The following is a 21,864-nucleotide window of genomic DNA, read 5'->3' on the forward strand; positions in this document are numbered from 1 at the left end:
ACGATTATGGGACGATCATAGGATTGTCACAAAATCGGCCCTAATGTCGGCGCGATGCGCATAACTCTCGCCCTGCTGTCCGGTGTCGTCGCCGGGTTCATCGCCTGGCTGCTCGGCAGTCCGCTGGCGGCCCTGCTGTTCTGCGGCGGCATCGTCGCGGCGATGGCGTTCGTCGCCTCGGCGCCTTGGCCGACGACGGTCGGCGCGGTCGTGCCGGACGAGCCGGTGGTCGCCGAAATCGGCGTCGATCCGGTGCTCGACGCGATCCGCGATCCGCTGCTGGTGATCGAACGCCAGCATGTCCGCCACGCGAACCGCGCCGCCCGCGCGCTGCTCGGCGACCATATCGTGGGGGAGGATGTCCGCCTCGCCATCCGCCACCCGGCCGCGGCGGACCGGCTGTCGGGCCGCCGTTCGGGTGACGAGAGCCCCGTCGAACTGGTCGGGCTCGGCGATCATGCGCGCCGCTTCGCACTCACCGTCCACCCGCTCACCGCCGACGCGCGGCTGGCGCGGCTGGTCGATCGCACCGCGATCCACGCCGCCGAACGGTCACGCGTCGATTTCGTGGCCAACGCCAGCCACGAACTGCGCACCCCGCTCGCCACGCTGCTCGGCTTCATCGAAACGCTGGAGGATCGCAACGCAGCCGAGGACGGCCCCACCCGCGCGCGTTTCCTGAAGATCATGTTCGGTGAGGCGAAGCGTATGCAGCGCCTCGTCGACGACCTCATGTCGCTCAGCCGGATCGAGGCGGACAAGTACAGCCTGCCGCAGGACGCGGTCGCGCTCGACCGGCTGCTCGCCGACGTCCGCCGGGCGCTCATCGCCGGGCTCGAACTGGACGAGACGCGCATCGTGGTGACGCATGACGGCACATCTTGCGCGGTGGCGGGCGACCGGGCGCAGCTGTCCCAACTGCTCCACAACATCATCGGCAACGCGCTAAAATATGGTCGCGCCGGCACACCCGTCTCGGTCGACCTCAGCGGGTCGGGCGCGGGCATGATCCGGCTGACCGTCGCGGATCAGGGCGAAGGCATCCCGCCCGAACATCTGCCGCGCATCACCGAACGCTTCTACCGCGTCGATCCCGGCCGCAGCCGCGCGCTCGGCGGCACCGGGCTCGGCCTCGCGATCGTCAAGCATATCGTCGAGCGCCACCGCGGCCGGCTCGCGATCGACAGCGTCGTCGGCACCGGAACGACGGTAACCATCCTGCTGCCCGTCGTGGCGGAGTTGGAGAACGCGCCACCCCTGTCATCAATCCGTCATGAAACCGTCACAGGAGAAGAGCCGAAGCGACCTAGCGCGGCGTCACGGGACGCGGCGTGAGCCCCATGGAGCCATCGATGATCAGCAGGACGATGGGTGTGGCATGGGCGGCGCTGGCGCTGTCGGCCTGCTCGAACGGCGGTGCAAACGCCTCCCGCGATCAGATCCGCGCCGTCGGGTCGTCGACCGTCTATCCGTTCACCACCGCCGTCACCGAACAGTTCGCCCGCCGCCAGACGCAGTTCAAGGCGCCGATCGTTGAATCGACCGGCACCGGCGCGGGCATGAAACTGTTCTGCGCCGGCGTCGGCGCGCGCTTCCCCGACATCGAAAACGCGTCGCGCGCCATCAAGAAATCCGAGATGGACGATTGCACCAAGAACGGCGTACGCAACATCGTTGAGATCCAGATCGGCATCGACGGCATCGTCATGGCCGAAAGCCTGAAGGGCGAGGCGATGCGCCTGACGCCCGCCGACGTCTACCGTGCGCTGGCCGCCGATCCCTACGGCAAGCCGCAGACCGCAAAGCTCTGGCGCGACGTGAACCCCGCGCTGCCCGCCATCCCGATCGTCGTCTACGGCCCGCCGCCCACGTCCGGCACGCGCGACGCCTTCGCCGAACTGATCCTGCAAAAGGGCTGCGACGCGGACCCGGCGATGGACGCGCTGAAAAAGGCCGATGCCAAGCGTCACACCGCGATCTGCACCAAGGTCCGGGAAGACGGTGCCTATGTCGAATCCGGTGAGAACGACAATCTGATCGTCCAGAAACTGTCGGCCAATCCCGACGCGGTCGGCGTGTTCGGCTACAGCTTCCTCGAAGAGAATGCCGACCGCGTCCGCGGCATCCCGATGAACGGCATCGTGCCGACCTACGAGACGATCGCCGACTACAGCTATCCCGGCTCCCGGCCGCTCTACATCTATGTGAAGGGTCAGCATCTGAACGTCGTGCCGGGCCTGCGCGAACTGGTCGCCGAATATGCCAATGACTGGGGCCGCGGCGGCTATCTGTCGCGCCGCGGGCTGATCGTGGCACCCGCCGACGTGTCGGAACGCAACCGCCAGATCGCGCTGAACTTCACGCCGCTCGATCCGGCCACGGTGAAATAATCCATGTCGCCTGCGCTCTTCATCCTGCTCGTCGCCGGGCTCGCGTTCATCGGCTGGATCACCGGCCGCGCCCGCGCCGCGCGCTTTACCGGCACGGGCGCCAACCGGCCGCATAGCCTGCCCGGCTATCATGGCTGGTACGTGGCGCTCTGGGCGCTCGCCCCCGCCCTCCTCTTCCTCGCGGTCTGGGGGTTCGTCTCGCCCGGCCTGGTCGACACCGCGGTCACCGCCACGCCGCAATCCGCCGCGATCCGGCTTGACCCGGCCGATCTGACCGCGGAGGTCCGCGCGCTCGGCACCGGCGCGCTTACCACCGCCTTCCATCCGGAGGTCGTGCCGCTCGTCCCGGTGTTCCAGCGCGTCCAGACTCATTACGACGTCATCGGCGGCGTCATCGCGCTGCTGCTCGCCTTCGCCGGCGGTGCCTTCGCCTTCACCCGCGTAAAGCCCGACTTCCGCGCACGCACCCGCGTCGAACGGCTCGTCATGGCGGCGCTGCTCGGCGCATCGCTGATCGCGGTGCTCACCACGCTCGGCATCGTGCTGTCGCTGCTCTTCGAATCGATGCGCTTCTTCGCCCGCGTGTCGCCGATCGAATTCCTGTTCGGCACGCTCTGGTCGCCGCAGACCGGGGACAGCGGCACGTTCGGCGCAGTGCCCTTGTTCTGGGGCACGATCTTCATCGGCGCGATCATCGCCATGATCGTCGCGATCCCGCTCGGCCTGATGAGCGCGATTTACCTCACCCAATATGCCAAACCCTCGACCCGCCGCTGGATGAAGCCGATCCTGGAGGTGCTCGCCGGCGTACCGACCGTCGTCTACGGTTATTTCGCCGCGCTCACCGTGGCCCCCGCGATCCGTGACTTCGCGGCGTTCGTCGGCATCCCCGGTGCCTCGTCGGAAAGCGCGCTCGCCGCCGGGCTTGTCATGGGCGTCATGATCATCCCGTTCGTGTCCTCGATGGCGGACGACAGCATCGCCGCCGTGCCGCAATCGATGCGCGACGGCTCGCTCGCGATGGGCGCCACCACGTCCGAAACGATCCGCAAGGTCCTCGTCCCGGCCGCCCTCCCCGGTGTCGTCGGCGGCGTCCTGCTCGCGGTCAGCCGCGCGATCGGCGAGACGATGATCGTCGTGATGGCCGCCGGCCTCGCCGCGAACCTCACCGCCAACCCCTTCTCCAGCGTCACCACCGTTACGACGCAGATCGTCCAGCTGCTGACCGGCGACCAGGAATTCGACAGCGCCAAGACGCTCGCCGCCTTCGCACTCGGCCTCGTCCTGTTCATCGTCACGCTGTTGCTCAACATCGTGGCGCTCCGGGTCGTGAAGAAATATCGCGAGGCCTACGAATGAGCACCATCGCCCCCGTGATGCAGCCCGCGCCCAAGCCGCAGCCGGCGCGCGTGCCGACCGACTGGACGACCACGTCGATGCAGGGCCGCATCCGCCGTCGCTACCGCTCGGAACGGCGTTTCCGCCTGCTCGGCGCGGGCGCGGTGCTGCTGTCCTTCGCGTTCCTCGTCTTCCTGCTCATCTCGATGCTCGGCCAGGGACTGCGCGGCTTCACGCAGACCGAGTTGCGCCTGCCAATGGACTTCCCCGCCGCCCGCCTCGCGCTCGATCCGGCCACGCTCGCCGGTCCCAATGCGCGCGCCGCACTCGCCGCGGTCGATCTCGAAGGTGCCACCGCCCGCGCCGCGAACCGCGCCTACGGCACTGGCGGCTACAAATTGCTGTCCGATGGCGCGTGGCTCTCGGTCCGTTCGGCGATCCAGGCCGATCCGCAGATCCTGACCCGCCGCGCGGACATCTGGGTCCCGACCTCGACCGTCATCGATCTCGCCGCCAAGGGCGATGCGGATGCCGAAGCAGAGGCCGGCTACCGTATGCTCGACGCGCGCAAGGCGGTCCGCACCTCGTTCAGCATGGCGTTCCTGACCGGCTCGGACTCGACCGATCCGACGCTGGTCGGCATCTGGGGGGCGCTCAAGGGTTCGCTGCTGACGATGTTCGTCACGCTGATCCTCGCCTTCCCGATCGGCGTGCTGTCCGCCCTGTATCTCGAGGAATATGCTGCACGCAACCGCTGGACCGACCTGATCGAGGTGTCGATCAACAATCTCGCTGCGGTCCCGTCGATCATCTTCGGCCTGCTCGGCCTGGCGGTGTTCCTCAACTTCCTCGACTTCCCACGTTCGGCCCCGATCGTCGGCGGGCTCACGCTCGCGCTCATGACGATGCCGGTCATCGTCATCGCCGGGCGGAACGCGATCAAGTCGGTCCCGCCCTCGATCCGCGACGCCGCACTCGGCATCGGCGCGTCGAAGGTCCAGGTCGTGTTCCACCACGTCCTGCCGCTCGCGCTGCCCGGCATCCTGACCGGCACGATCATCGGCATGGCGCGCGCGCTGGGCGAAACCGCGCCGCTGCTGATGATCGGCATGCGCGCCTTCATCGCATCGCCCCCCGGCGGCCTCGCCGATCCCGCCACCGTCCTCCCCGTCCAGATCTTCCTCTGGTCGGACGAGGTCAGCCGCGGGTTCGTCGAGAAGACCTCGGCGGCGATCATCGTCCTCTTGGTGTTCCTGCTCGCGATGAACGGGATCGCCATCTATCTCCGCAACAGATTCGAACGGCGCTGGTGATGACAGAGACTTCCCTAAACGACCGCGCCAATAAACAGCAGGCCGCCCATGGCGGCACGTTGAAGATGACGGCGCGCGACGTCGACGTTTTCTACGGCGCGAAACAGGCGATCAAGAACGTCTCGATCGACGTGACGCAGGAAAATGTGACGGCCTTCATCGGCCCGTCCGGCTGCGGCAAGTCGACCTTCCTGCGCACGCTCAACCGCATGAACGACACGGTCGCCTCCGCCCGTGTCACCGGCGACATCACGCTCGACGGCAAGGACATCTACGGCGCCGACATGGACGTGGTGCAGCTCCGCGCGCGCGTCGGCATGGTGTTCCAGAAACCGAACCCCTTCCCCAAATCGATCTACGAAAACGTCGCCTACGGCCCGCGCATTCACGGCCTCGCCAGCGCCAAGCCCGACATGGACGCGATCGTCGAAAAATCGCTCCGCCGCGCGGGCTTGTGGGAGGAGGTCAAGGACCGCCTGACCGACAGCGGCACGGCGTTGTCCGGCGGTCAGCAGCAGCGGCTCTGCATCGCCCGCGCGATCGCGGTCGATCCGGAAGTCATCCTGATGGACGAACCCTGCTCGGCGCTCGATCCGATCGCGACCGCCAAGATCGAGGAGCTGATCCACGAACTGCGCGGCCGCTACGCCATCGTCATCGTCACGCACAACATGCAGCAGGCGGCGCGAGTTAGCCAAAAGACGGCCTTTTTCCACCTGGGAACGCTCGTGGAATATGGCGACACGTCCGATATTTTCACAAATCCCCGCCAAACGCGGACCAAGGATTACATCACCGGCCGCTACGGCTGAGGAGCGACGACATGGTCACGGGGCATACGGTCAAGGCATTCGACGACGAACTGGGGCAGCTGCGCGCGCTGGTGTCCGAAATGGGCGGCCTGGCCGAAGCCGCGATCTCGGAAGCGATCCAGTCGCTCGTCCGGCGCGATCTGGGCGGTGCGGCGCGGGTCGTCGACCAGGATCGCCGGATCGACGAGATCGAGGCGCAGATCGAGCGCGAAGTCGTCCGGATCATCGCGCTCCGCGCCCCCATGGCGGACGATCTGCGTGAGATCCTGGCCGCGATGAAGATCAGCAGCGTGATCGAACGGATGGGCGACTACGCGAAGAACATCGCGAAACGCGTGCCCTTGCTGCAGGACGCGCGCGGACTCGAACCGCTGTCGATCCTCCCGTCGATGGCGCGGCTCGTGTCCGAAATGGTCCACAACGCGCTCGACGCCTTCGTCGCACGCGATCCGCAGGCCGCCGTGGCGGTGTGCGAAAGCGACCGCGCGGTCGACGATTTCTACAACAGCCTGTTCCGCACGCTGCTGACCTACATGCTCGAAAATCCGCACACCATCACCTCGGCGACGCACCTCCTATTCATCGCCAAGAACTTGGAACGGATCGGCGATCATGCAACCAACGTCGCCGAAATGGTCTATTTCGCCGCGACCGGCCGACAGATGGTCGAACGCGCCAAGGGCGACGACACGCTCATCCCGGTGAAGGAATAACATCATGGCCCGCGCCCGCCTGCTGCTGGTCGAGGACGATGCCGCCCTCGCCGAACTCCTGATCTGGCATTTCAAGCGCGAGGAGTTCGAGGTCGAACATACCGCGGACGGCGAGGAGGCGCTGCTGCTCGCGCGTGAGACCCCGCCCGATCTCGTGCTGCTCGACTGGATGCTCGAAAGCCTGTCCGGCATCGAGGTCTGCCGCCGCCTGCGCCGCATGCCCGACACCGCCAACGTGCCGATCATCATGCTGACCGCGCGCGGCGAGGAGGAGGACCGGGTCCGCGGGCTCGAAACCGGCGCGGACGATTATGTGACCAAGCCCTTCTCCCCGCGCGAACTCGTCGCGCGCGTCCAGGCCGTGCTGCGCCGCGTGCGGCCCGCGCTGGCGGGCGAGCGGCTGGTCTATTCCGACATCGAAATGGACACGGTCAGCCACAAGGTCCGTCGCGACGGCGCCACCGTGCCGCTCGGTCCGACGGAATTCCGGCTGCTCAAGCATTTCCTCGAACATCCCGGCCGCGTCTTCTCGCGCGAACGGCTGCTCGACAGCGTGTGGGGCCGCGAAAGCGACATCGAACCGCGCACCGTCGACGTCCACATCCGCCGCCTGCGGAAAGCGATCAACGGCGAGAACCTGCCCGACATCATCCGCACCGTCCGCTCCGCCGGTTACGCGCTGGACAGTGAAGGCGCGGTCTGATTATCCGCATGTTAATGCAGCGTTCACCGCAATAGAGCCGGCCGGCAATACTGTCGGAATGCTGACGAACCCGTTGTAAAAGCGTTCAGCCGGCCGGGTCTAGTTCCTCTTCAACAGGAGGAACTAGACCGATGACCTATTTGATGACCAAGCGTGTCCGCCGCCGCTGGACGGACGAGGAAGATGCCGACCTGCGCAACCGCGTCGAGGCCGGCGAGCTCCTCCCCGTCATCGCCCGCGCGCTCGACCGCACGCAGATGGCGTGCAGCACCCGCGCCGAAAGCCTCGGCCTCCGCACGCGCAGCACCGCCCGCCCAGCGCGTGTGGGCATCCATCATGGTACGGAGGCGTGAACGGTCGCCCAACGCCCGCGCGCAACGAACGCGGGCGGTGGGATGATGCCCATCCGGATCCCGCCCGCCCCGCCCTCACCTGACGCGTAACGCGGGTTCGGACGAAACTCGTCATGACGTCCGAAGAACAACGGGCCTCTCACCAAGAAATTAACAATCCTGCAACAGACTCACATGTAAGGATTCGTCTCATGAGGCCCCACCCCGATCGCATGAGCCGGACGCCATCATGGTGAGGCCTATGTCCCCGCCGGCCACGCGACAGCGTCTGCACGTCGTAACACGACCGGTCCGGTCTGAAGTCTCATGACCCTCATATTGCTGATGCTCGCCGCCTTCCTGCCGCTCAATGGTGGGGCTCAGTCGAGGATCGGAAACCTGGAGCAGCGCACCCTGGCGGAACATAATCGCCAGCGCGCGATGCTTCATTTGCAGTCTTTGACATGGGACCCGGGCCTCGCCCGCGACGCGCGATCATGGGCCGAGCATCTGGCCGGCGTCGGCTACCTCGAACATTCCGAAAGTGATCCCGACGATCCGTCGCCGCAGGGTGAGAATCTGTGGGCCGGCACCGCCGGCGCGTATAGCCTGGGTTCGATGATCGACGCCTGGTCCGTCGAGAAGCGCAATTATCGAAACGGCGTTTTCCCGGACGTGAGCCGGACCGGCCAGTTGGAAGACGTCGGTCATTACACGCAGATGATCTGGGGCTCGACGCGTACGGTGGGTTGCGCGTTGGCGCGCGGTGGCGGCGACGAGTATTTCGTGTGCCGCTATGCCGAAGTCGGAAACGTCTACGGCCAGAAGGTATATTGAGCCGCAGGCCGTCCGGACGGCCGTCCTTGCCCCACAACCGACGAGCGTCCGTTCGCCCGACCGTTGCCTCTTCCCAAGCTCGCTTCCGCCCGCTACTTGACGTTCACGTAAAGCGTCAGACACGTAACCAGCAGGAGAGTCCGGGATGACCATCAGTTTCGAAGGGCGCGTCGCGATCGTCACGGGGGCGGGCGGTGGCCTCGGCCGGGCCTATGCGCTCGAACTCGCGCGGCGCGGCGCGAAGGTCGTCGTCAACGATCTCGGCGCCGCACGCGACGGCACGGGGCAGAGCGACGCCGCGCTGAAGGTGGTCGAGGAGATCGAGCAGGCCGGCGGCACCGCGATGGCCAATGGCGGCTCCGTCACCGACGAGGGCCAGATGATCGAGATGGTCGCCAAGGCCAAGGAAGCCTGGGGCGGCGTCCACATCCTGATCAACAATGCCGGCATCCTGCGCGACAAGTCGTTTACGAAGATGACGATGGACGACTGGCGGCTGGTCGTCGACGTCCACCTCACCGGCTCCGCCACCGCGACCAAGGCGGTGTGGGACATGATGCGCGAACAGAATTACGGCCGCATCCTGATGACCGCGTCGTCGACCGGGCTTTACGGCAATTTCGGTCAGGCGAACTACGGCGCGGCCAAGCTCGGCCTCGCCGGCTTCACCAAGACGCTCTACCTCGAAGGCGCCAAGTACAACGTCAAGGTCAACACCATCGCCCCGGTCGCCGGCACGCGTATGACCGAAGACATCTTCCCGCCGGAAGCGTTCAAGGCGTTCGCCCCGGAAAACGTCGTCCCCGCCGCACTCTTCCTCGTGTCGGAGGACGCCCCCACCAACCAGATTGTCGGCGCGGGCGCGGGCTTCTTCCACACCGCGCACGTCACGATGACCAAGGGCAAGATGCTCTCCACCGATGACCGCACCCCCGAAGGCGTCGCCGCGCACTGGGCCGAAATCTCCGACCGCGAGGGCGAGACCGTGCCGAAGTCGGGCGCCGACCAGTCGATGACGATCCTACAGTCTTTGCAGGGGTAACAGCTGCTCGATTGGGGCTACGTCGCCCCAAGCCAAGCCCCCCACCGTAACCTCCCCCCGATGGGGGGAGGGCTAAGCATCGACCAGGGTGAGACCAAACCCCCTCCCCCCACCGGGGGGAGGGTCGGGGTGGGGGGCTTTGGCTGTAGACGACGCCGCCTCAAGCCAACTCTACAACCGTATTGCCAAACCAACACAGCAAGCCTACCCCCGAGACCGAACAAGCGGGGGCCCACCAATGTACACCGACACAGACCTGGACGGCGCCGTCGCCGCGGGCGTGCTGACCCCCGAGGCTGCGCTCGCCTTCCGCCGCTACCTGACCGGCAGCGCCGGCGACGGTGCCGCGGACGAGGAACAGTTCCGCCTGCTTACCGGCTTCAACGACATCTTCGTCGCAATTGCCACCATCCTCCTGCTGTCCGCCCTCGCCTGGATCGGGTCGAGCATCGTGCTGGCCAGCATCACGACGCAGTTCGAAAGTCCGTTTGGTGTCAGCGGGCCAATGCCCCGCAACTTCACGCCGCTCGGCGGACTGTTCGTGGCAGCCGCCGCATGGGGCCTCGCCGAATATTTCACCCGCCGTCGTCGCATGGCGTTGCCCAGCATCCTCCTGCTGCTCGCCTTCGTCGGCGGCGTTGCAAAGACGGTCGTCGACGTCGCCGTCTGGATGCTGCCGTTCGGCGATCCTCATATGGAAGGCGTCGTCATCGCGCTGTCCGGTGTCGTGGCGGCAGGTGCGGCCTATTTGCACTGGCGACGGTTTCACGTCCCGATCACGATCGCAGCCCTGGCGGCCGGCGTCGTCGCGGTGGCAATGGGCGTCGCGCTCGCGCTCGTCCCCGCACTCGAATCCTATCTCGCGATCGTGGCACTCATCGCCGGACTCATCGTGTTCGCATTCGCGATGCGCTGGGATATGTCGGACACCGCGCGCACCACACGCCGCGCCGATGTGGCCTTCTGGCTCCACCTGCTCGCCGCGCCGCTGATCGTCCATCCCGTCTTCAAGCTGCTCGGCCTGCTCGACGGCGGCGCGACCGCGGGCGAGGCAGTCGTGGTGATCATCCTCTACGTCCTGCTCGGCATCGTCGCACTCGCGGTCGATCGCCGCGCGCTGATGGTCTCCGCGCTGTTCTACGTGCTCTACGCACTCGCGACGCTGTTCCGCGAATTCGGCGCCATCAGCCTGAACCTGGCGCTGACCGGCCTCGTCATCGGCTCCGCGCTGCTGCTGCTCTCCGCGTTCTGGCACGGCGCCCGCGCCGCGATCGTCAACCGCCTGCCGGACGACCTGCGCCGCCGCCTCCCCGCGGTGTCGGGCAGGAAGCCAGCGCTGGTCTGAGAAACCTGTCGTCCCGGACCCGGTCCGGGACGACAGCGTCCTACTCCGCCACCAGCTTCAACAGCTTCCGCTCGATCGGCGCCAGGATCGGCGCAAGCTCATGCCCGCGCTTCAACACAGTCCCGCCCTCGCCGATCAGCGCATACATTCCCTGCCGCCCGCGCAGCGCAGGGCGCTTCTCGATCCGGTATTCCGGCCGCTCGGTCGCGCGCCGGAATGCGGAGAAGGCCGCCACCTCCGCCCCCATCTCGATCGCATAGTCGCGCCAGTTCCCCGCCGACACCATCCGCCCATACAGGTCGAGGATCCGCATCATCTCGGCACGCTCGAACGCAACCTGCGTCACGCGGCGCTCGGGAAAGGGCGTCACGACCCCCATCAGCGGGTCCGCCCGACGTTACCGATCATCCGACGTCGCGCTCCTGCGGCCGCCGCGCATCGCGCTCGGCCAGCAGATCGCCGACGCACGCCCGCATCCGCTCCAGTTCGCAGCGCATGATCTCCAGCTTCTGCGTCGCCTGGTCATACTGCTCGGTGCAGGGCGTGCCGTAGGGGGTGAAGCCACGCGCCTTCTCGGTCGCGTCCATCGGCATCGGCTTGGCCGGAATGCCCACCATCACCGCACCCGGCGCGACCGCCTTGGTTACCACCGCGTTCGCCCCGATCCGTGCCTTCGTCCCAATCGTGATCGGCCCCAGGATCGCAGCACCCAGGCTGACGATCACGCCGTCTTCCAGCGTCGGGTGGCGCTTTCCGCCCATACCGTTGGTCGGGTTCGTGCCGCCCAGCGTCGCGCCCTGGTAGATCGTGACGTCGTCACCGATCTCCGCGGTCTCGCCGATCACCACGAAGCCGTGGTCGATGAACAGGTTACGGCCGATCTTCGCACCGGGATGGATGTCGATCGCGGTCAGGAACCGCGCGACGTGGTTCACGAACCGCGCCGCGAACCACATCTCGCCCTGGTACAGCCAGTGCGCCACGCGGTGCAGCCCGACCGCCAGCGTCCCCGGATAGAGCAGGATCTCCCACAGCGATCGCGGCGCCGGATCGCGCGCCTTGATCGACTGCAGATAATCGGCAAGCCGGGTCAGCATGGGCGGTCTCCGGGACGGGTCATGATCGGCAATATATGCCCCGCCCCGGCTTTTACGAGTCGCTTCAGGCCACCATCGTGCCGTGGACGGTCGCCAGCGCGGTCATCACCGCACCCACGCGCGCCGCGGCCTGGATGATCTCCGCGTTCACGCCGTGCTGCTTCAACACCTTTTCATGGCTGTCGATGCACATGCCGCAGCCGTTCTGGGCGGACACGGCCAGGCTGAACAGCTCGAAATCGGCCTTGTCGATGCCGGGGCTGGCGATCACGTTCATCCGCAGCTTGGCGGGCATCTGGCCATATTCCGGGTTCGATGCGAGGTGGACGAACCGGTAATAGACGTTGTTCATCGCCATCACGGCGGCGGCGGCACGCGCGGCGTTCGCGGCTTCCGGGGTCAGCTTGCCGGCCGCATCGGCCTCCACGGCCTCCACCAGCGGGCGGTAACCGGAACCGTGCGCGCAGGCGAGCAGCAGGCCCCACTTGCGCTGGTCGCCCAGCGTCTGGTCGTTGACCAGCGACCCCGCGTTCAGGCGGATGTCCTTGGCGTAATCGGGCAGGGTATCGGCAAAGGCCTTGAGCGACATGGGATGTTCCTTGTTCGTCGGGCAAAAAGAAAGGCGCGGAGGTCATGCCCCCGCGCCCTGCGTGCGGACCCCCGGCCGGATCGGCCACGGCATCCGCATCGTCATGGGGTCAGGCGGCCGGGCGCAGGACCTCGTCCTCGGGCGTCCAGTTGCACGGGCACAATTCGTCGGTCTGCAACGCGTCGAGCACGCGCAGCGCCTCCTGCGGGTTGCGGCCGACGTTCAGGCCGTTGACCGTCACGTGCTGGATGATGTTGTCCGGATCGATGATGAACGTCGCGCGGTACGCAACGCCCTCGTCCGGGTGGACGATGCCGAGTGCGGTCGCCAGCTTCTTGCCGTTGTCGGCGATCCACGGGAAATCCGCCGCGGCCAGCCGCTCGTCCGACTTGCGCCATGCGAAGTGGACGTGCGTCGTGTCGGTCGATGCACCGATCAGCACGGCGTCACGGTCGGCGAAATCGGACTTCAGGTCGGCATAACCGACGATCTCGGTCGGGCAGACGAACGTGAAGTCCTTCGGCCAGAAGAACAGGATCTTCCACTTGCCGTCCTTCTTGCCCAGGTCGATCGTCTCGTCCGCGGGCAGCGCGGACACGCCCTGCTGAACGGGAAGGACGAATTCGGGGAGCTTGTCACCAACGGTCAGCATGGCGAATTTCCTTGTGCGAAGAGAATGGGTTGCGCCGCCTGTCCCGGCGGTTTGCTGCACTGCAATAACATTTGCGCGCGATGTAGCAAATCGATTATTCCAACGAGGCGTGATCGATGGAGACGATCTATGTCGACCTACCTGCCGACGCTGAAGCAGCTGCAATATCTCGTCGCGCTGGAGGAACAGGGCCATTTCGGGCGCGCCGCCGAAACCTGCTTCGTCACGCAATCGACGCTGTCGGCGGGTCTGCGCGAACTCGAATCGCTGCTCGGCACGATGCTGGTCGAACGCACGCGCCGCGTCGTGCGCTTCACCCCGCTCGGCAGCCGGATCGCCGCCAAGGCGCGCCGCGTGCTGCGCGAGGCGGAGGAACTGGCCGACATGGCGCGCGCCGCGGGCAAGCCGCTGTCCGGCGACCTGCGCATGGGTGTCATCCCCACCATCGCGCCCTTCCTCCTGCCGCGCATGCTGCCCCGGCTGCGCGCCGAATGGCCCGACCTGAAACTGTATCTGCGCGAGGAGACGACCGGCGCCGCCTGCGACTCGCTCCACCGCGGGCATCTCGACTGCGTGCTGCTGGCGCTCCCCTACCAGTGCGGCGATGTCGACACGCTGAAGCTGTTCGACGACCGGCTCTACGTCGCCTTCCCCGGCGGCCAGGTGATCGACCCGCCACCGCGCATCGCGCCCGACGCGATCGACGAGACGCAGCTGCTGCTGCTCGAGGACGGCCATTGCCTGAAGGACCACGCGCTCGCCGCCTGCAACCGACCCGAACTGCGGTCGGAAGCGTCGATGCTCGGCACCTCGCTCCACACGCTCGTCCAGATGGTCGACAATGGGTTGGGCGTCACGCTGCTCCCCGCCATGGCGATCCGCGCGGGCATCCTGCGCCACACCCAGGTGGTCGCGGTCCCGCTCGATGCCGATCATCCGTCCCGCCAGATCGCGCTTGCCTGGCGACGCGGATCGCCGCGCGAACGCGAGTTTCAGCTGATGGCGGAATCGCTGATCAGCGCCGCCGCCTTGGACGGAATGTCCACCTGATTCGCCCGCTCCGCGCGCAACCCCGTCCCGCCGCTGTGCGTATTTCCGACTAGTCGCCCGGCTCGTCGGCGACGCTTAGCGGAGATGCCCGATGTCCATGATGAACCGACTGATGCTCGCCACCGCCCTCACCCTCGCGACTGCCCCGATGGCGGTGTCGGCCAAGGTGCCCACCGTCGGCGGCGCGCCGATGTACCCGACCAAGAACATCGTCGAAAACGCCGTCAACTCGAAGGATCACACCACGCTGGTCGCCGCGGTAAAGGCCGCCGGCCTCGTCGACACGCTGTCCGGCCCCGGCCCGTTCACGGTGTTCGCGCCGACCAACGCCGCCTTCGCCAAGCTGCCGGCCGGCACGGTCGACACGCTGTTGCAGCCGGCGAACAAGGCGACGCTGACCTCGATCCTGACCTACCACGTCGTCTCCGGCCGCATGACCGCCAAGGACCTCACCAAGGCGATCAAGGCGGGCGGCGGCAAGGCGACGCTGACCACCGTCGCCGGCGGCACGCTGACCGCCTCGATGATGGGCAAGCAGATCGTGCTGACCGACGCGAAGGGCGGCATGTCCCACGTCACGCAGGGCGACGTCATGCAGTCCAACGGCGTCATCCACGTCGTCGACACCGTGCTGATGCCCTGATCAGTGTCCCGCCGCTGAACCGGTGGCGGGAAACCCGTCCGAAGGGACAAACGAAGCCCCGGAATGCCACCGCATTCCGGGGCTTTGCGCAAAATAGAGCCCGCAGAACCAGGCTGAACGACTGCTACCCCCAAACCGTCATCCCGGCGAACGCCGCGATCTCCCTCCGGTGAAGCGCGCCCAAAGCCAGGGGCCCCCCGCCCGCACCTAGATCACGAGCAAAGCGGCTGGACGACGACTTAACAGACGGGGTCTCAACCGAACCGGAAAGACGAGACGAAGTTAATCCACCTGGCCCCCAAACCGTCATCCCGGCGCAGGCCGGGACCTCCCTCCGGTGAAGCGCACACCCCTAGCCCAAGGGAGATCCCGGCCTGCGCCGGGATGACGATACTGAGGGAGAAGCGTCAGCCCCAACTGCTCCGCTCGCGGGGAACTTGGCGTACGCCTGCGATCGGCTGAGATCGTCATACCGCCCAGCCGCTCAACCCAACGACCAACCCGCCAGCCTCAACTCCGCTCCGGCAACCGGATCAGCTTGCCCGAATAGATGACCGGCCCGGTCGGCGCGCCCGTCTTCGACCCGCCCAGCGGTTCGACCGACACCGCGATCGTCGCCGATTGGCCCGGACGCAGCGAGCGCCCGTCGATCCAGCGCGCCTCGTTGCCGATCAGACCCAACGAGCGCGGCCCCTCGCCCTCGACGATCAGCCAGAGCTGATGCGCGTGGACCGGATCGACGTCCATCGTTACCGGCCGCACCTCATAGCGACCGCTGGCTTCGTGCCAGCCGACCAGCACCGCGGGCGTCGCGCCCTCGGGAGTCAGCGTCGCCATCGCGTCCATCTTCGTCGCGACCGTCCGCGTCACGACCCGCGTTTCGGGCGGCCGCTGCCAGCCCATCACCGCCAGCCCGGAACTGACGCAGGCGAGCAGCGCCGCCGCGACCGCCGCCCCGCGCCAGCCGCGCGCCACGCCGACATTGTCGTTCGCCGCCTCCGGCCGTGTCGCCGCCTCGATCCGCGCCCACAATTCTGGCGACGGCGTCACGTCGGGCGCGATCGCATCGAGCAGCGCCAGCCGCCGCTGCCACGCCGCCACTTCGGCCACCGCCTGCGGGTCGTCCATCAGGACGCGTTCGAACGCCGCGCGCTCGTCCGCGTCCAATGTGCCGAGCACATATTCGGCTGCGGTCATGTCCATCGGATCAGTCATCGCTCAGACACGCTTTCAGGGCCGCCAGGCCACGATGCAGCCAGGATTTCACGGTTCCTACCGGCCGCGTATGGCGGTCCGCCAGTTCCTCCCGGCTCATCCCCTCGCAATAGGCCGCCACGATCATGTCGCGCTGTACCGGCTCCAGCACCTCCAGGCATCGCCTGAGCGCGAGCGCCAGTTCCGCGTCGATGCCCGGCGCGGCCCCTCCCAGGTCCGGTTCATACACCACCTGCCGGCCCAGTCCACGCGATGCCTCGCGCCGCCGCACGTCGATCGCCAGATTTCGCGCGATCGCCGCCATCCACGTCACCGGCCGCCCGCGCGATGCTTCGTAACCGGCCGCACTGCGCCAGATTCGGACGTAAACATCCTGAAGAACATCGTCTGCCAGTGTCATCTCGGGCAAGATACGGCGCACGATCCCGTTCAGTTTCGCGGACGTCCGCTCGTACAGCAGCGCGAACGCGGCGCGGTCCTGCTGCCCGACACGGTGCAGCAGCTGTTCCAGATCATCCATGTGCCGCGCCCCATCGCTCCGCCGCGGCATCGTCTGCCGGGCGGGCCTCCACCCATGTCTTGCGCCCGTCCGCAAAGCATTCCTGCTTCCAGAAGGGCGCCCGTGTCTTCAACCAGTCGATCAAGAACATCGTCGACTCCAGCGCCGCTGCGCGATGTGGCGACGCCGTACCGACGAACACGATCCGCGCTCCCGGCTCCAGCCGCCCGTGACGGTGGATCACCGTGACACCCAGCAACGGCCAGCGCCCCGCCGCGTCATCGACGATCTGCCGCAGGGTCGTCCCCGTCATCACCGGATGATGCTCCAGCACCAGCGCGGACAGACCGTCCCCGCCGCGCACGATCCCGGTGAAGCTGCCGACCGCTCCGCCGCCCAGCGCTTCCAGCGCGCCAAGTTCGGCGCCGACGTCGAAATCGTCGGCCTGCACGCGGACATCGATGACTGGATGAATCGCAGCCACGCTCAGCCCCCCGTCACCGGCGGGAACAACGCGATCTCGCGCGCTCCACCGATCGACGCGTCCAGCCCCACGAACCGGTCGTCGATCGCCGCCCGGATCCGCCCGGCATCCGCGAACGCCGCGGCATGACCGCCCGACCGCGTCGCCAGCCAGCCGATTAAATCCGCCACCGTCGCGACGTTGGCGGGCGGATCGACCCGCTCGGTCCCCACGCCCACCCGTTCGCGCACCCAGGCGAAATACAACATCTCGATCGCCACAGCCGTCAGTCCATGTGCTTCAGGCCGACGCGCAGATAATCCCACCCCGTCAGCAGGGTCAGCGCGGCTGCGGCCCACAGGCTGAACAGTCCGACCAGCAGGATCCAGTGCTGCTGCGGCAACGCACCGGCCAGGATGATCCCGCCCAGCGACACCAGCTGAAACGTCGTCTTCCACTTCGCCAGCTTCGACACCGGCACCGACACGCGCAGCTCGGCCAGGAACTCGCGCAGCCCGGACACCGCGATCTCGCGCAGCAGGATCACCAGCGCGGCGATCACGTGCCACCCGTCGATATCGCGCGTGAAGATCAGCATGACGATCACCGCCGCCACCATGATCTTGTCCGCGATCGGATCGAGGAACACGCCGAGCTTCGACACGGTCCCCTGCGCCCGCGCCAGGTAACCGTCGAAATAATCGGTGATGCCCATCAGGCAATACAGCCCGAACGCCAGCGCGTAATCGGCTCGGCTGGGCAGCCACAACAGGAACACCAGCAGCGGCATCGCAAAGATGCGCGACAGGGTGAGGATGTTCGGGAGGCTCAGCATCGCCTGCTTCTAGCGCGCTGCAAGCCCTTTGGGGAAGTGCCGTTCCATACGACCCCAGGCGAGATGAATCAGATATTCGGATACCCAGCCGACGACCGCCCCGGCCGCGATGTCGCTCGGATAATGCGCCTGCTTCGGGATCAGCGCCGCGGCGGTGGCGGTCAGCGCGGCGCCGGCCGGCACCGTGGACCCGGGATATTCCCGCGCCAGCGCCCGAACAACCGCCACCCCGCCAGCAGTGTGACCGGACGGAAAGGACCGCATGTCCCCCTCATCGCTCTCGCCCGGTTCCATCCGATAATCGCCGTCGTCGACCAGCTTCTTCGGCCGCGAGCGGTCGACGCGGTTCTTGATCACGCCCTTGGCAAACGTCGCCAACGCGTGCGACGCCAGCATCCGCAGCCCCGCCCGTGCCAGCCGCGGATTGCGCGTCGCGAGGCCCGCCACCGCGGTCAGCGCGGAGATCGCGACGAGCGGCGGCTGGTCCAGTATCTCGGAAAAAGCGGACGTCGCGCGCACCACCATCGTATCGCGCAACGGCGCCACGCTGGCGTTCACCTGCGCGTCTGCCCGCTCCACGGCGGTGCGGCCGGCCGTCGCGCGCTCGGCCTGCGATTGGTGCGCCTGTCTGTCCATATCCATCCGCGTTCAACCGGGCGGCGATACGAAAGTTGCACCGGCCGCACGGGCATAGGTCGCCACCGGCCGGCCATGATACTCCGCGCTGCCCGACCCGACATAGCCGACCCGGGTCGCCAACCGGTGCGACGCATGATTCTCCAGGCCGATCATGCACACCGTCCCCGCCCGGCCCGGCCCACTGTCCAGCCACGCGAGCACGGCACGCACCGCCTCCCCCGCGATCCCCGTCCCGTGGACGTCCGGGACGAACCCCCAGCCCAGCTCCGGCAGGTCGCCGAACCCGCCGCCGATGCCACGGCGGAAATCCATCGCCCCCGCCTCGCCCAGAAACCGTCCGCTCAGACGATCCTCGACCACGAAGAACCCGAATCCGAACACCGCCCAGTGCCCGATGTAACGCAGCACCCGATGCCAGCTTTCCTCCTCGCTCGCCGCGGTACCACTGGTGAAACGGTAGAAGTCGGGCATCGCACCCAAGGCCGCCCGCGCCGCGAAATCGGCCACGCCGTAGGGGCGCAGCCGCGTCCGCGCGGTCGTCAGCACCGGCCCCACGCCCGGCTCAGTCACCGCGCCCGCATCCGGTTTGGCATGGGGCCCAAGGATGCGCTATGTCGCGGCTTCCCCGGAACGATGTGACTCCATAAATCCGCATGACACCTTCCTTCCGGCTCCTCGCCGAACGCCGGTTCCTGCCGCTGTTCGTCACCCAGTTCCTGGGGGCGTTCAACGACAATCTGTTCCGCACCGCGATGATCATGCTTGTCACGTTCGAGGTGTTGAAGGACCCGACGGCGGAAGCCTCCTTCTCCGCAGTCGCGGGCGGGCTTTTCATCCTGCCCTTCTTCCTGCTGTCCGCACTGTCCGGGCAACTGGCGGACGGGCGCGACAAGGCGAAGATCGTCCGGCTCGTCAAATCGGTCGAAATCGCGATCATGGTGTTCGGCGCGGCCGGCTTGCTGCTCGCCAACATCCCGCTGATGCTCGCCGCTTTGTTCGCGATGGGCGTCCACTCCACCTTCTTTGGCCCGATCAAATACGCCATCCTGCCGCAACATCTCGAATCGGACGAAGTGCTCGGCGGCACCGGGCTGGTCGAGGCCGGCACGTATGGCGCGATCCTGCTCGGCACGATCGTCGGCGGCATCGTGCCCGCCCATATCGCCGCGGTGCTCGTGCTGATCGTCGCGGTGCTCGGCCGCATCGCGGGTCAGAAGGTGCCGCCTGCCCCGTCCGAGAACCCCGATGTGCGGATCGATTTCCACATCCTGCGCGCGTCGATCCGACTGGTGCGCGACACGATGCACATCCGCCGGCTGTTCCTGGCGATCACCGCGATCAGCTTCTTCTGGATGCAGGGCGCGATCCTGGCGGCGCAGTTCCCCCCGCTGGTCAAGAACGCGCTGTCCGCGAACCAGTCGGTCGCCACGCTGTTCCTGTCGATCTTCTCGATCGGCGTCGCGGTCGGGTCGATCATCATCAATCGCCTGCTGAAGGGTGCGGTGTCCGCCCGGTTCGCACCCGCCGCCGCCATCCTGATGGGCCTGTTCGTCTGCGACCTCTACTGGACGGTCGCACACTGGCCGCCGACGGACGGCACGCTGCTCGACCTCCGCTCGTTCGTGGCGCTGCCGCATGCGGACCGCGTGCTGATCGACCTGTTCGGCGTCGCGGTGGCGGGCGGCATGTTCGTCGTGCCGCTCTACGCCTTCCTCACCACCACCGTGCCCAAGGCGCAGACCGCACGCACCGTCGCCGCAAACAACATCGTCAATGCCGGCGCGATGGTGTTCGCCACCGTCATGCTCGCGGGGCTGGTCCATTTCGGGGTGTCGATCGCCGGAACGTTGCTGCTGGTCGCGGTCATGAGCATCGGCGCGGCGCTGCTCGCCTATCGCCTGCACCTGGCCTGCGATCGCCACGCGGCCGACCTGCGCGCCGCGGCGCTGCGCGACTAGGTCAGCTTAGGATCGTCAGGAACAGCGCGAACCCGCCGGCATAAGCGCGCAGGAAGAAGCGCAGGTCCGACATGATCGGCACGGACATCGTCTCGGGACGCTCGGCCGGCTCACGGGACAGGATGGTCGCTGCGTCGATCATGTCGACGGGTTAACAAGCCGCTAACCTTTCTGTCCCGCGTAAAATCGCAAGGGTGCGGCACTGTCCCACGACGGGACGGTGCCGCACGCCAATCAGACCGCGTCGTCCTTCGCGGCCATCATCTCACCGATCGTCGGCGCCGGCGTCTCGCCGGGTGCCACGGTCACCGTCTTGCGCGGTGCGGGCAGACGCGCCGGCTTCTTTGCCCGGCGCGCGCCGGACACGGCGACGAAACCGGCGATCAGCCCCACCGTCGCGGCCGCCGCGCCGATCGCCGCACCACGTGGCTTCGACACGGCCTTCACCGCCTTCGTCGCTGCCGTCCGAACCTGGTCGACGGCGTTCGCCACCATGGTCCCGCCCTTCGCCGACGCCTTCGACTTCTTGCCGGGCTTCCCCTCGCCCTTCGGCGGCTTCGGCGGTTTGGCGGCCTTGGGCTTGTCCTTCGCGGCCGGCTTCGGCGGCTTGGGCTTGGCGGTGTCCAACTTGTGGGCGGTGGTGTCGTTCGGTGTCTCGGTCGCCATGGCGGACCTCCTGATGAATATGATGTTCGCTCCAACCGCCGCCCGTCCGCTACAGTTCCGTTACAGCCCATAGCCGCCCCGGATGGACCGACCGCCCCGGATCGTTCATTGCGACGACTCGCCACCCCGTCCGGAACATCCCATCCCGCCCGCACCCGATCTCGCGCTCGCCCTCGTCACGCTCCGCCGCGGCACCCGATTCCTCGGAAGCGGGCTGCGGTCCGGCCCGGCCGACGCGACCGCAACCGCAATCACCGGCCACGGCCGCGCCAAGGTGATCGGCAACGGCCTGCGCGAGGTCGATCGCTTCCTCAGCCTGCTGATCGACGCCATCGCGGCCAACGTCGCGACACTCGAGGAACGCGCGGCACTCGACCGGCTCGACAACACCGCCCGCAAGCTCGCGATGCTCCGCACCGTCATGGCGCTCGCCAGTCCGGACGACGCCGCGTTGCGTGCCATCGGCCGGTCGCGCAACTGCCTGTTCCACACCGGCGGCATCGTCCGCGCTGGTCTGCCTGGCTCCGTCCCGACGCTCGGCTGGGCCGCCCCGGACTCTTTCGTCTCGATCGCCCGGCCTGCCCCGCTGCCTGCCGGATCGCAGCTTGCGGTCACCCCGGACGACCTCCGCGCGATCTGCCGATTCTACGATCGGATCGCCGACGAACTGGTCGCCGCGCTGGCCGGCCCGTTGCCGCCGCCACGGCAATCGATTGATTAATCACGACCATTC

At 67.4% G+C, this 21,864-nt stretch carries 28 protein-coding genes; 15 read left to right on the forward strand and 13 right to left on the reverse strand.

What is annotated here, in order from left to right:
* Positions 1-54 precede the first annotated feature (54 nt).
* The 11 genes from ACFSGX_RS12640 (at position 55) to ACFSGX_RS12690 (ending at position 10,825) form a co-directional block, all read left to right on the forward strand.
* Positions 55-1,335, forward strand: a complete 1,281-nt coding sequence (locus ACFSGX_RS12640) for an ATP-binding protein (RefSeq protein WP_380930398.1) — start codon at positions 55-57, stop codon at positions 1,333-1,335.
* A 17-nt stretch (positions 1,336-1,352) separates the two neighbouring features.
* Entirely contained in the window at positions 1,353-2,390 is a 1,038-nt protein-coding gene (locus ACFSGX_RS12645) for a substrate-binding domain-containing protein (protein WP_380930399.1), read from the forward strand.
* A gap of 3 nt (positions 2,391-2,393) precedes the next feature.
* Positions 2,394-3,749, forward strand: a complete 1,356-nt coding sequence (gene pstC / locus ACFSGX_RS12650; protein ID WP_380930401.1) for a phosphate ABC transporter permease subunit PstC — start codon at positions 2,394-2,396, stop codon at positions 3,747-3,749.
* Positions 3,746-5,041: a phosphate ABC transporter permease PstA gene (gene pstA, locus ACFSGX_RS12655; RefSeq protein WP_380930402.1), complete on the forward strand. Its 1,296-nt coding sequence runs from the start codon at positions 3,746-3,748 to the stop codon at positions 5,039-5,041. Before pstC ends, pstA begins: the two co-directional genes overlap by 4 nt.
* Positions 5,042-5,106: 65 nt before the next feature.
* Positions 5,107-5,853: a phosphate ABC transporter ATP-binding protein PstB gene (pstB, locus tag ACFSGX_RS12660; RefSeq protein ID WP_380930781.1), complete on the forward strand. Its 747-nt coding sequence runs from the start codon at positions 5,107-5,109 to the stop codon at positions 5,851-5,853.
* Between the two features lie 11 nt (positions 5,854-5,864).
* Positions 5,865-6,566, forward strand: coding sequence for a phosphate signaling complex protein PhoU (phoU, locus tag ACFSGX_RS12665; protein WP_380930404.1), 702 nt, complete (start codon positions 5,865-5,867; stop codon positions 6,564-6,566).
* A 4-nt stretch (positions 6,567-6,570) separates the two neighbouring features.
* Positions 6,571-7,269: a phosphate regulon transcriptional regulator PhoB gene (phoB, locus tag ACFSGX_RS12670; protein WP_380930406.1), complete on the forward strand. Its 699-nt coding sequence runs from the start codon at positions 6,571-6,573 to the stop codon at positions 7,267-7,269.
* Positions 7,270-7,400: 131 nt separating this feature from the next.
* On the forward strand, positions 7,401-7,622 hold the full coding sequence (locus tag ACFSGX_RS12675; RefSeq protein ID WP_380930407.1) for a hypothetical protein: 222 nt from the start codon (positions 7,401-7,403) through the stop codon (positions 7,620-7,622).
* Between the two features lie 306 nt (positions 7,623-7,928).
* On the forward strand, positions 7,929-8,438 hold the full coding sequence (locus tag ACFSGX_RS12680; RefSeq protein WP_380930409.1) for a CAP domain-containing protein: 510 nt from the start codon (positions 7,929-7,931) through the stop codon (positions 8,436-8,438).
* 145 nt (positions 8,439-8,583) lie between these two features.
* Positions 8,584-9,480 (forward strand): SDR family NAD(P)-dependent oxidoreductase, encoded by an 897-nt coding sequence (locus ACFSGX_RS12685; protein ID WP_380930411.1) that lies wholly within the window; start codon positions 8,584-8,586, stop codon positions 9,478-9,480.
* A gap of 238 nt (positions 9,481-9,718) precedes the next feature.
* The gene (locus ACFSGX_RS12690; RefSeq protein WP_380930412.1) at positions 9,719-10,825 is read left to right on the forward strand and encodes a hypothetical protein; all 1,107 of its coding nucleotides are present in this window, start codon (positions 9,719-9,721) and stop codon (positions 10,823-10,825) included.
* A 40-nt stretch (positions 10,826-10,865) separates the two neighbouring features.
* Here ACFSGX_RS12690 and ACFSGX_RS12695 read toward each other — a convergent pair whose 3' ends face one another.
* The 4 genes from ACFSGX_RS12695 to ACFSGX_RS12710 all read right to left on the reverse strand — a co-directional run bounded on the left by ACFSGX_RS12695 (position 10,866) and on the right by ACFSGX_RS12710 (position 13,163).
* Positions 10,866-11,204: a DUF2794 domain-containing protein gene (locus ACFSGX_RS12695; protein ID WP_380930414.1), complete on the reverse strand. Its 339-nt coding sequence runs from the start codon at positions 11,202-11,204 to the stop codon at positions 10,866-10,868.
* Positions 11,205-11,229: 25 nt separating this feature from the next.
* The gene (gene epsC, locus ACFSGX_RS12700; RefSeq protein WP_380930416.1) at positions 11,230-11,922 is read right to left on the reverse strand and encodes a serine O-acetyltransferase EpsC; all 693 of its coding nucleotides are present in this window, start codon (positions 11,920-11,922) and stop codon (positions 11,230-11,232) included.
* A 64-nt stretch (positions 11,923-11,986) separates the two neighbouring features.
* The gene (ahpD, locus tag ACFSGX_RS12705; RefSeq protein ID WP_380930418.1) at positions 11,987-12,511 is read right to left on the reverse strand and encodes an alkylhydroperoxidase, AhpD family; all 525 of its coding nucleotides are present in this window, start codon (positions 12,509-12,511) and stop codon (positions 11,987-11,989) included.
* 109 nt (positions 12,512-12,620) lie between these two features.
* Complete coding sequence (locus tag ACFSGX_RS12710) at positions 12,621-13,163, reverse strand: peroxiredoxin (protein ID WP_380930420.1); 543 nt, start codon at positions 13,161-13,163, stop codon at positions 12,621-12,623.
* 129 nt (positions 13,164-13,292) lie between these two features.
* On the opposite strand from ACFSGX_RS12710, the gene ACFSGX_RS12715 reads away from it, so the two are divergent.
* Positions 13,293-14,213 carry a hydrogen peroxide-inducible genes activator gene (locus ACFSGX_RS12715; protein WP_380930422.1) on the forward strand — a complete coding sequence of 307 codons (921 nt, stop codon included), beginning with the start codon at positions 13,293-13,295 and terminating at the stop codon, positions 14,211-14,213.
* Positions 14,214-14,361: 148 nt separating this feature from the next.
* Complete coding sequence (locus ACFSGX_RS12720; RefSeq protein ID WP_380930783.1) at positions 14,362-14,856, forward strand: fasciclin domain-containing protein; 495 nt, start codon at positions 14,362-14,364, stop codon at positions 14,854-14,856.
* A 510-nt stretch (positions 14,857-15,366) separates the two neighbouring features.
* Here ACFSGX_RS12720 and ACFSGX_RS12725 read toward each other — a convergent pair.
* From ACFSGX_RS12725 to ACFSGX_RS12755, 7 genes are read right to left on the reverse strand one after another with little or no spacing between them, the layout of a single operon-like run.
* Positions 15,367-16,059: an anti-sigma factor gene (locus ACFSGX_RS12725; RefSeq protein ID WP_380930424.1), complete on the reverse strand. Its 693-nt coding sequence runs from the start codon at positions 16,057-16,059 to the stop codon at positions 15,367-15,369.
* Positions 16,060-16,063: 4 nt separating this feature from the next.
* Entirely contained in the window at positions 16,064-16,591 is a 528-nt protein-coding gene (locus tag ACFSGX_RS12730; RefSeq protein ID WP_380930426.1) for a sigma-70 family RNA polymerase sigma factor, read from the reverse strand.
* Positions 16,584-17,054: a molybdenum cofactor biosynthesis protein MoaE gene (locus tag ACFSGX_RS12735; RefSeq protein WP_380930427.1), complete on the reverse strand. Its 471-nt coding sequence runs from the start codon at positions 17,052-17,054 to the stop codon at positions 16,584-16,586. Before ACFSGX_RS12735 ends, ACFSGX_RS12730 begins: the two co-directional genes overlap by 8 nt.
* A gap of 2 nt (positions 17,055-17,056) precedes the next feature.
* A complete protein-coding gene (gene moaD / locus ACFSGX_RS12740) occupies positions 17,057-17,314 on the reverse strand; it encodes a molybdopterin converting factor subunit 1 (protein WP_380930429.1) in 258 nt (85 codons plus the stop codon).
* Positions 17,315-17,319: 5 nt separating this feature from the next.
* The gene (gene pgsA, locus ACFSGX_RS12745) at positions 17,320-17,868 is read right to left on the reverse strand and encodes a CDP-diacylglycerol--glycerol-3-phosphate 3-phosphatidyltransferase (RefSeq protein WP_380930430.1); all 549 of its coding nucleotides are present in this window, start codon (positions 17,866-17,868) and stop codon (positions 17,320-17,322) included.
* A gap of 9 nt (positions 17,869-17,877) precedes the next feature.
* Positions 17,878-18,510, reverse strand: coding sequence for a phosphatase PAP2 family protein (locus ACFSGX_RS12750; RefSeq protein ID WP_380930432.1), 633 nt, complete (start codon positions 18,508-18,510; stop codon positions 17,878-17,880).
* A gap of 6 nt (positions 18,511-18,516) precedes the next feature.
* Complete coding sequence (locus ACFSGX_RS12755) at positions 18,517-19,077, reverse strand: GNAT family N-acetyltransferase (protein ID WP_380930433.1); 561 nt, start codon at positions 19,075-19,077, stop codon at positions 18,517-18,519.
* Between the two features lie 83 nt (positions 19,078-19,160).
* On the opposite strand from ACFSGX_RS12755, the gene ACFSGX_RS12760 reads away from it, so the two are divergent.
* Complete coding sequence (locus tag ACFSGX_RS12760; protein WP_380930435.1) at positions 19,161-20,465, forward strand: MFS transporter; 1,305 nt, start codon at positions 19,161-19,163, stop codon at positions 20,463-20,465.
* 1 nt (position 20,466) lies between these two features.
* Here ACFSGX_RS12760 and ACFSGX_RS12765 read toward each other — a convergent pair whose 3' ends face one another.
* Both ACFSGX_RS12765 and ACFSGX_RS12770 read right to left on the reverse strand, forming a co-directional pair.
* The gene (locus ACFSGX_RS12765) at positions 20,467-20,607 is read right to left on the reverse strand and encodes a hypothetical protein (protein WP_380930437.1); all 141 of its coding nucleotides are present in this window, start codon (positions 20,605-20,607) and stop codon (positions 20,467-20,469) included.
* A 92-nt stretch (positions 20,608-20,699) separates the two neighbouring features.
* Positions 20,700-21,131: a hypothetical protein gene (locus ACFSGX_RS12770; RefSeq protein WP_380930438.1), complete on the reverse strand. Its 432-nt coding sequence runs from the start codon at positions 21,129-21,131 to the stop codon at positions 20,700-20,702.
* An 82-nt stretch (positions 21,132-21,213) separates the two neighbouring features.
* Here ACFSGX_RS12770 and ACFSGX_RS12775 point away from each other — a divergent pair, with 82 nt between their 5' ends.
* Positions 21,214-21,852, forward strand: a complete 639-nt coding sequence (locus ACFSGX_RS12775; RefSeq protein WP_380930439.1) for a hypothetical protein — start codon at positions 21,214-21,216, stop codon at positions 21,850-21,852.
* Positions 21,853-21,864: the final 12 nt, after the last annotated feature.

The sequence above is a fragment of the Sphingomonas arantia genome, from assembly GCF_042682045.1.
GTDB lineage: Bacteria > Pseudomonadota > Alphaproteobacteria > Sphingomonadales > Sphingomonadaceae > Sphingomonas_R > Sphingomonas_R arantia.

What these genes read in the sequence shown, in the direction of transcription:
- ACFSGX_RS12645 (WP_380930399.1), top strand. Translation starts at nt 1,353, where the DNA reads ATGATCAGCAGGACGATGGGTGTGGCATGGGCGGCGCTGGCGCTGTCG.
- ACFSGX_RS12730 (WP_380930426.1), bottom strand. Translation starts at nt 16,591, where the DNA reads ATGGATGATCTGGAACAGCTGCTGCACCGTGTCGGGCAGCAGGACCGC.
- ACFSGX_RS12770 (WP_380930438.1), bottom strand. Translation starts at nt 21,131, where the DNA reads ATGGCGACCGAGACACCGAACGACACCACCGCCCACAAGTTGGACACC.
- ACFSGX_RS12750 (WP_380930432.1), bottom strand. Translation starts at nt 18,510, where the DNA reads ATGGATATGGACAGACAGGCGCACCAATCGCAGGCCGAGCGCGCGACG.
- ACFSGX_RS12720 (WP_380930783.1), top strand. Translation starts at nt 14,362, where the DNA reads ATGGCGGTGTCGGCCAAGGTGCCCACCGTCGGCGGCGCGCCGATGTAC.
- pstC (WP_380930401.1), top strand. Translation starts at nt 2,394, where the DNA reads ATGTCGCCTGCGCTCTTCATCCTGCTCGTCGCCGGGCTCGCGTTCATC.
- ACFSGX_RS12715 (WP_380930422.1), top strand. Translation starts at nt 13,293, where the DNA reads ATGTCGACCTACCTGCCGACGCTGAAGCAGCTGCAATATCTCGTCGCG.
- ACFSGX_RS12710 (WP_380930420.1), bottom strand. Translation starts at nt 13,163, where the DNA reads ATGCTGACCGTTGGTGACAAGCTCCCCGAATTCGTCCTTCCCGTTCAG.
- ACFSGX_RS12725 (WP_380930424.1), bottom strand. Translation starts at nt 16,059, where the DNA reads ATGGACATGACCGCAGCCGAATATGTGCTCGGCACATTGGACGCGGAC.
- ACFSGX_RS12680 (WP_380930409.1), top strand. Translation starts at nt 7,929, where the DNA reads ATGACCCTCATATTGCTGATGCTCGCCGCCTTCCTGCCGCTCAATGGT.
- ahpD (WP_380930418.1), bottom strand. Translation starts at nt 12,511, where the DNA reads ATGTCGCTCAAGGCCTTTGCCGATACCCTGCCCGATTACGCCAAGGAC.
- phoU (WP_380930404.1), top strand. Translation starts at nt 5,865, where the DNA reads ATGGTCACGGGGCATACGGTCAAGGCATTCGACGACGAACTGGGGCAG.
- pstA (WP_380930402.1), top strand. Translation starts at nt 3,746, where the DNA reads ATGAGCACCATCGCCCCCGTGATGCAGCCCGCGCCCAAGCCGCAGCCG.
- phoB (WP_380930406.1), top strand. Translation starts at nt 6,571, where the DNA reads ATGGCCCGCGCCCGCCTGCTGCTGGTCGAGGACGATGCCGCCCTCGCC.
- pgsA (WP_380930430.1), bottom strand. Translation starts at nt 17,868, where the DNA reads ATGCTGAGCCTCCCGAACATCCTCACCCTGTCGCGCATCTTTGCGATG.
- ACFSGX_RS12760 (WP_380930435.1), top strand. Translation starts at nt 19,161, where the DNA reads ATGACACCTTCCTTCCGGCTCCTCGCCGAACGCCGGTTCCTGCCGCTG.
- ACFSGX_RS12640 (WP_380930398.1), top strand. Translation starts at nt 55, where the DNA reads ATGCGCATAACTCTCGCCCTGCTGTCCGGTGTCGTCGCCGGGTTCATC.
- ACFSGX_RS12775 (WP_380930439.1), top strand. Translation starts at nt 21,214, where the DNA reads ATGGACCGACCGCCCCGGATCGTTCATTGCGACGACTCGCCACCCCGT.
- ACFSGX_RS12690 (WP_380930412.1), top strand. Translation starts at nt 9,719, where the DNA reads ATGTACACCGACACAGACCTGGACGGCGCCGTCGCCGCGGGCGTGCTG.
- ACFSGX_RS12685 (WP_380930411.1), top strand. Translation starts at nt 8,584, where the DNA reads ATGACCATCAGTTTCGAAGGGCGCGTCGCGATCGTCACGGGGGCGGGC.
- ACFSGX_RS12765 (WP_380930437.1), bottom strand. Translation starts at nt 20,607, where the DNA reads ATGATCGACGCAGCGACCATCCTGTCCCGTGAGCCGGCCGAGCGTCCC.
- ACFSGX_RS12675 (WP_380930407.1), top strand. Translation starts at nt 7,401, where the DNA reads ATGACCTATTTGATGACCAAGCGTGTCCGCCGCCGCTGGACGGACGAG.
- pstB (WP_380930781.1), top strand. Translation starts at nt 5,107, where the DNA reads ATGACGGCGCGCGACGTCGACGTTTTCTACGGCGCGAAACAGGCGATC.
- ACFSGX_RS12695 (WP_380930414.1), bottom strand. Translation starts at nt 11,204, where the DNA reads ATGGGGGTCGTGACGCCCTTTCCCGAGCGCCGCGTGACGCAGGTTGCG.
- epsC (WP_380930416.1), bottom strand. Translation starts at nt 11,922, where the DNA reads ATGCTGACCCGGCTTGCCGATTATCTGCAGTCGATCAAGGCGCGCGAT.